Source organism: Geminicoccus flavidas, assembly GCF_009806515.1.
GTDB lineage: Bacteria > Pseudomonadota > Alphaproteobacteria > Geminicoccales > Geminicoccaceae > Geminicoccus > Geminicoccus flavidus.
In genome coordinates, this window is record NZ_WUJP01000729.1 from 1 (window position 1) to 6,032 (window position 6,032).

The window sequence follows — 6,032 nt, forward strand, 5'->3', positions numbered from 1 at the left end:
GTCCTGCTGCTCGGGCTGACCTTCAAGAGCGATACGGACGACCTGCGGGAGAGCCCGCTGCTCGACTTGGCCGAGCAGTTGATCGGCAAGGGCTACCGCCTCTCGATCTACGATCCCGACCTGAAGACCGACGAACTGGTCGGCGCCAACCAGCGCTATGTCCAGGAGCACCTACCGCATCTGTCGAGCATCCTGGTCCAGGACGTGGCGGGCGCGGCCGCGGAGGCGGACCTCGTGGTGGTGGGCAAGGCGATGCCGGGCGTGGTCGATCGGCTGGGCGGCTCGGCCAAGCTGTTCCCGATCCACCGACTCTGAGCGGGGCGACACGTCATGGCACATGGAGCTGGCAAATCGGGCTTGCCGATGACCATGCAGGTCGAGCCCGCCAGGGAAACCTTCCGGATCACCATCGTCTATGGCCGGCTGCCGCTGCCGATGAAGCGCGCCGACCAGATGACGGTGGCCCATCTGATCGCCTTCCTGAAGGCCAGGGGCCACGAGGTCGACCTGCTCACCCTGGATGACGGCGAGCGGCTGACACCGGAGCACGAGGCCTGGCTGCGCGCCCATTGCCGCACGCTGACCGTGATGCCGCAGGGCCGCCGGCGCAGCCTGCTCGGCATGATGCGCGGCCTGGCCAGGCGCCTGCCGCTCCAGGTCGGCTGGTTCTCCAATGACGACCAGCGGGCCGCGGTGCGCCGGATCCTGGCCGAAGGCAGCACCGACATCGTCTACTGCTACACGATCCGCGGGGCGGAGAGCATTCGGGGCCTGCCGCGCGGCAATGCCGTGACCTTCCTCGCCATGCAGGTGTCGCAGTCGCTCAACACGCGGCGGATGATGGAGACCTTCACCACGCTGCGCGACAAGCTGATCTTCTCCACCGAGGCGCGGCTGGTGCGCCGCTACGAGGCCCATGTCTGGCAGGACTTCGACCGGGTGGTGCTGATTGGCGAGCGCGACGTCGAGGAGGTCCGTCAGGTCTGCCGTGAGTACGGCCAGCCAGAGGTCGACAACTGGGTGTACGGAGCGCACGGGGTGGATATCGGCCGCTATGTCCCGCGCGGGCGCGAGGTGGTCGAGCCGAACATGCTGGTGTTCTCCGGTGCCATGGGCACCAATACCAACGCGAATGCCGCCATCTGGTTCGCCGAGCACGTCTTCCCGAAGATCCGGGCGGAAGTGCCGGATGCCCGCCTGATGATCGTGGGCCGCAACCCAAGGCCCGCGGTGACGGCCCTGGGCAGCCGTCCGGGTGTGACCGTGACCGGCGAGGTGCCGGATCCGGCCGACTACATCGCGAGGGCCGCGGTCTGCGTGAACCCGGTGATGGCCGGGGCGGGCATGCAGAACAAGCTCCTGGAGTTCCTTGCCATGGCGAAGCCCACCGTGGCGACAACGGTGGCCAACGAGGGAATCCGCGCCACGCCCGGCGAGCATCTGATCATCGCCGATGCGCCGGACGAGTTCGCGCGGCAGACCGTGGCGCTGCTGCGGGATGAGGCACGTGCCGCCCGGCTGGGGCTGGCGGGGCGCCGCTACGTCCAGGACAACTGGACCTGGGAGGCGCACTGGCTGCGGCTGGAGGCCAACATGCTGGCGGCCCTGAAGGAAAAGCGCGGTGCGCCGGCGGCCGATCGGCTGGTGCCGGCCTGAGGTCCTGCGGCTCGCGCCGACGTGACGCTCCAGCCGCCTCATGTCCGGAACCCGCCGGTGTACATTGGGGTTGCTACACCATCATCGGCAAAGGGGATCCGAAATGGCATCTGGTACCGCGGACAAGGCCAAGGGCATGGTCAAGGAAGCCGCCGGCAAGGTCACAGGCGACCGCCGCACCGAGTCGGAGGGCCAGACCGATCAGGCCAAGGGTGACCTCAAGAACGCGGCGCAGGACGTGAAGGACACCGCCAAGGGTGTCGGCGACAGCCTGAAGAAGTGATCGAAGTGCTGGGGCGGCAGCCGGAGGGCTGCGGCCCCCGCCCGATCCCGGGACAAGGCAGGAGGGCGTGCCACGGGCGCGCCCTCCTGCTGCTTTCAGCGCCCAGCAGTGCTGGAGAAATGGCGCCGGCAGAGCGCCTCAGCGCGGCTCCTGGACATGTGCCTCGAGGAACCACAGGGCCTTGTCCAAGTCGCGCGACGACTGGGTGAAGATGTCCGCGGTGGTGGCATCGCCGGCCTCCTCCGACTCGTCGATCGCCTTGCGCACCATGTTGGCGAGGTCGCCATAGCGCTCGATCAGCGCTTGGAGATGGTCCTGCACTGCATAGATGTCGGTCGGATAGGCCTCGAGGGCGGACGCCTCCCCCACCGTCTGCGTGGTGCCCAGGGCGGTACCGCCGAGCTGCACTACGCGCTCGGCCATCGTGTCGGAATGGCCGTCGAGCTGGGCCCTGAACCCGTCCAGCATCTCGTGCACCGCGATGAACTGCGGCCCCTTCAGGTTCCAGTGCGCCTGCTTGGTGGCGAGCGCCAGGTCGATCGTGGCCGCCAGGTTCCGGTTGAGGATGCCGATCACGGTCGTCTTGGTGTTGGACGGGGTGTCGTTCCTGGTCGGGTGGTTCTTCATGAGCATGCTCCTTGGTGCCGCTGCTCCGGCGGCACTGTCGTTGGCCGCCTTCCTAACCGGGGTATGCGCATGGCGTTCCGTAGAACTGGCCTGCCATCATGGCAGGTCCGGTTTGCGTCCGAGGCAGAACAGGCCTGGGATGTGGCCCTGTTGACGCACCCGAGGGTGCGTAAACGGACGGGTCGCTTTTCATGGAAACGGTGAGGGACTACACAGCCTGCCGAAGAGCCTGCGCAGCGCGCATGGCTGATGCCGCCGCTTCCGGAGCAACATGTCCGTCGACCTGTCGATCATCGTGCCGGTGTACAACGAGGAGGACAATGTCCTGCCGATGTACGAGGCGATCCGCAACGCGGTGGCGCCGATCGACCGGACGGTGGAACTCCTGTTCGTGGATGACGGCTCGCGCGATCGCACGGTCGAGCGGCTGAGCCAGCTCCCCCGCGACGGCAAGCCCAAGGTGCGCATCGTCAAGTTCCGCCGCAATTACGGCCAGACCCAAGCGATGATGGCCGGGATCGACGTGGCGGAAGGCAAGGTGCTGGTCACCATGGACGGCGACCTGCAAAACGATCCGCGCGACATTCCGCGTTTTCTGGAGCAGATCGAGGCGGGCCACGACCTGGTAGTCGGCTGGCGCAAGGACCGCAAGGACCACTGGTCGCGGGTGCTCCCGTCCAAAGTCGCCAACCGGCTGATCGGCTGGGTCACCGGCGTGCCGATCAAGGACAATGGCTGCTCGCTCAAGGCCTACCGCGCCGACCTGATCAAGCGGATCCCGCTCTATTCCGAGATGCACCGCTTCATCCCGGCCATGAGCTCGCTGGCCCGGCCGAAGATCGCCGAGATCGTGGTGCGCCACCATCCGCGCATGCACGGCTCGTCCAAGTACGGCTTTTCCCGGATCTACAAGGTCTTCGTCGACCTGATCTCGATCCGCACCGTGCTGACCTTTGCCCGTGCCCCGCTGCTGTGGCTCAGCGGCCTGACCATGCTGACCCTGCTGCTGACCCTCATGGCGGCGGTCGCCGCCGTGGTGTTCGCCGACACTTCCTATGCCGGCTCCTCGGTGGTGTTCGCCGGCGTCACCCTCCTGTTCGGCGCCCTTACCCTGTTCCTGATCTTCCTGGCGCTGCTCGGCCAGCTGATCTGGGGTGCCAGGTCGAAGAGCCTGGCGCCCTTCATCGATCTCGCCGTCCGCCCCGCCGGTAGGGAAGTCCCGTGACCATGTCTGCTTCGGACCTCATGACCCGCCCCACTGCTTCCCTGCATTCCGACGATCCCGCGCTCACGGCACCGCAGCCGGGTGGCGCCAGCGATGTCGGGGCGGACTACCAGCTTTCCGTGGTGGTTCCGGTCAGCCGGGAAAGCGACACGATCCGCCACGACCACGAGCGCCATGCGGCGGCCCTCGCCGAGTTCGGCCCGGTGGAGTTCATCTACGTGCTGGACGGGCAGTTCCCGCGGGCCACGGCCGCGCTGGAGGCCCTGTCACGCGAGGCCGGCCACAGCGTGCGGGCGCTGGTGTTCAACCAGACGTTCGGCGAGGCGGCGGCGCTGTCGGTGGGCTTCAAGCACGCCCGGGCCCCACGGATCCTGACGCTGGTGCCGGAGCCCCAGGTCGACCCGGCCGACCTTCCCGACCTCGTCCACCGGCTGGATTCCGCAGACATGGTGGTGGCAAGGCGCACCAGCGGTGTCGGCGGCTCGGTGTTCGGTGCCGGCAAGATGGAGTGGGTGCTCAAGCGCATCCTGCAGTCGCCGTTCGCCGACCTGCGCTGCCGGGTGCGGGCACTCAAGCGCGAGGTCGCCGAGGAGATCATCCTCTACGGCCACCAGCACCGCTTCTTCCCGCTGCTGGCGCTGCGCCACGGCTTCAAGGTGGTCGAGCAGACCGTTCGGCCGGGCGGCGGCCTGCCACCCAAGGACACGTCCGCGCCGCTCGACTATTCCATGATCCTGGACGTGGTGACGGTCTTCTTCCTGCTGAAGTTTTTGAAGAAGCCGTTCCGGTTCTTCGGCGGGTTCGGCTTGGCCGTGCTGGCCCTGGGCCTGGTAGCGACGGGCTGGCTGGTGTTCACCCGGCTGGCCTTCGGCACGCCACTGGTGGACCGCCCTGCCCTGATTCTATCCTCGCTGATGGTGGTGCTGGGCGTGCAGATCATCGCCGTCGGCCTGATCGGCGAGATCGTGACCTTCGCCTATACCAAGGACATGCGCGACTACCGGATCGAGCGGATCATCGAGTGATCCGCCCGTCCTTCGGTCATGGCTGCGCCGGCGGGCTGGAGAAGACGCCGGCATAAACCAGGAGCATCGCGAGGACGGCAAGTGCTACGCCGAAGATGAGCACGTAGCGCATCCGACCGAACTTGCGCCCCTGCCTCGCCTGGACCGGCGTCTTGACTGCGTTTGAATCGTGCCGCCCCGGCTCGGTCACCCGGTGATCGGTCTGGGCCATGGCTGCTCTTTCCTGTTCCGAAGCTGTACTTCGGAGGAACGGCCGGCCCGAGGTGGGGTTCCAGACGCTGCCGGCCGATCCGCTCGGTCAACCGCGCACCCGGACGAATTCCACTTCCGGCACGGCGCGGCCGCCATAGACGGCGGGCTTGGCGAGGCGCACCCGGCAGCCTTCGACCTGCGGGTCCTCGAACACGAACCGCACGAGATCCTCCGCCCAGCTTTCCAGCAGAGCCTGATGCGGCCGGGCCGGCCAGACCTCGGTCAGGTGGCGGTAGAGCCGGTGGTAGTCTAGGCAGTCCTCGTAGCGGCCGCTGGTGAACGTACCCGCCCGCCGCCAAGCCTCGACCTCGATCTCGACGGGCTGGGTCCGGCGGAACTCCTCGGGGAACACGCCGATCGGCAGCTCCAGCACCAACCCTTTCAGCCGGATGGTCTGTCGGTCCTGCAACAGTACTCTCTCCTCGCCGGCCTGCCCGCAGGCTTTTGGACCTGGGAATCGGCCGGATCCAGTAGCAATCTGGCGAAAGCCATCCGGGGGAGGCGGGATCGGTGCAGGAACTGGGCTCGACCATGCGCGTGCTGCGGCCAGAACCGGGCCTGCTCGCCTTCTATGACGGCCGGATCGACGGGCTGCGGCTGCATTCGGCCGCTCCCAACTGGCTGGATGACGGCGCGTTCGGCCTTGGCACCTGCACCTATGCGCTGGTCGAGGGCGACGATGCTCTGGTGTACGACACCCATATCTCGCTCCAGCACGCGCGCATCATCCGCCGCACCCTGGCCGAGGCGGGTGCCCGGCGGATCCGGGTGGTGCTCAGCCACTGGCATGTCGACCACGTCGCCGGCAACGAGGTGTTCTCGGACTGCGAGATCATCGCACATCGGCTCACCGCCGAGGCGCTCCTGGCTCATCGGTCGGAGCTGGAGAACGGCGATCCGCCGGTCCGGCCGCTGGTCATGCCAGGCACCACCTATGCCGAGCGGCTGGAACTGCGCCTGGGCG

Annotated in this window: 9 protein-coding genes; 6 read left to right on the forward strand and 3 right to left on the reverse strand. The window is 67.6% G+C overall.

Annotated features, from left to right (window positions below):
* The 3 genes from EQG76_RS20885 to EQG76_RS20895 all read left to right on the forward strand — a co-directional run.
* Nucleotides 1-315, forward strand: a 315-nt coding sequence (locus tag EQG76_RS20885) for a UDP binding domain-containing protein (protein WP_235031484.1), incomplete at its 5' end; no start/stop codon positions are given.
* 48 nt (nucleotides 316-363) lie between these two features.
* Nucleotides 364-1,656, forward strand: a complete 1,293-nt coding sequence (locus EQG76_RS20890) for a glycosyltransferase (protein ID WP_235031485.1) — start codon at nucleotides 364-366, stop codon at nucleotides 1,654-1,656.
* Nucleotides 1,657-1,759: 103 nt separating this feature from the next.
* Entirely contained in the window at nucleotides 1,760-1,939 is a 180-nt protein-coding gene (locus EQG76_RS20895; RefSeq protein ID WP_159716265.1) for a CsbD family protein, read from the forward strand.
* Nucleotides 1,940-2,077: 138 nt separating this feature from the next.
* Here EQG76_RS20895 and dps read toward each other — a convergent pair whose 3' ends face one another.
* Nucleotides 2,078-2,566, reverse strand: coding sequence for a DNA starvation/stationary phase protection protein Dps (gene dps, locus EQG76_RS20900; RefSeq protein WP_159716266.1), 489 nt, complete (start codon nucleotides 2,564-2,566; stop codon nucleotides 2,078-2,080).
* Nucleotides 2,567-2,837: 271 nt separating this feature from the next.
* Here dps and EQG76_RS20905 point away from each other — a divergent pair, with 271 nt between their 5' ends.
* Nucleotides 2,838-3,791: a glycosyltransferase family 2 protein gene (locus EQG76_RS20905; RefSeq protein WP_159716267.1), complete on the forward strand. Its 954-nt coding sequence runs from the start codon at nucleotides 2,838-2,840 to the stop codon at nucleotides 3,789-3,791.
* 2 nt (nucleotides 3,792-3,793) lie between these two features.
* The gene (locus EQG76_RS20910; RefSeq protein ID WP_159716268.1) at nucleotides 3,794-4,816 is read left to right on the forward strand and encodes a glycosyltransferase; all 1,023 of its coding nucleotides are present in this window, start codon (nucleotides 3,794-3,796) and stop codon (nucleotides 4,814-4,816) included.
* A 16-nt stretch (nucleotides 4,817-4,832) separates the two neighbouring features.
* Here EQG76_RS20910 and EQG76_RS20915 read toward each other — a convergent pair whose 3' ends face one another.
* Both EQG76_RS20915 and EQG76_RS20920 read right to left on the reverse strand, forming a co-directional pair.
* A complete protein-coding gene (locus EQG76_RS20915) occupies nucleotides 4,833-5,027 on the reverse strand; it encodes a hypothetical protein (protein WP_159716269.1) in 195 nt (64 codons plus the stop codon).
* Nucleotides 5,028-5,114: 87 nt separating this feature from the next.
* A complete protein-coding gene (locus tag EQG76_RS20920; protein WP_159716270.1) occupies nucleotides 5,115-5,477 on the reverse strand; it encodes a dihydroneopterin aldolase in 363 nt (120 codons plus the stop codon).
* Nucleotides 5,478-5,578: 101 nt separating this feature from the next.
* On the opposite strand from EQG76_RS20920, the gene EQG76_RS20925 reads away from it, so the two are divergent.
* Nucleotides 5,579-6,032 (forward strand): MBL fold metallo-hydrolase (locus EQG76_RS20925; protein WP_200840986.1); only part of this gene is annotated, 454 nt, incomplete at its 3' end.

Bases quoted from the DNA above. Each gene is read 5' to 3' on its own strand.
- EQG76_RS20915 (WP_159716269.1), bottom strand. From the start codon at position 5,027: ATGGCCCAGACCGATCACCGGGTGACCGAGCCGGGGCGGCACGATTCA.
- EQG76_RS20895 (WP_159716265.1), top strand. From the start codon at position 1,760: ATGGCATCTGGTACCGCGGACAAGGCCAAGGGCATGGTCAAGGAAGCC.
- EQG76_RS20910 (WP_159716268.1), top strand. From the start codon at position 3,794: ATGTCTGCTTCGGACCTCATGACCCGCCCCACTGCTTCCCTGCATTCC.
- dps (WP_159716266.1), bottom strand. From the start codon at position 2,566: ATGAAGAACCACCCGACCAGGAACGACACCCCGTCCAACACCAAGACG.
- EQG76_RS20890 (WP_235031485.1), top strand. From the start codon at position 364: ATGACCATGCAGGTCGAGCCCGCCAGGGAAACCTTCCGGATCACCATC.
- EQG76_RS20905 (WP_159716267.1), top strand. From the start codon at position 2,838: ATGTCCGTCGACCTGTCGATCATCGTGCCGGTGTACAACGAGGAGGAC.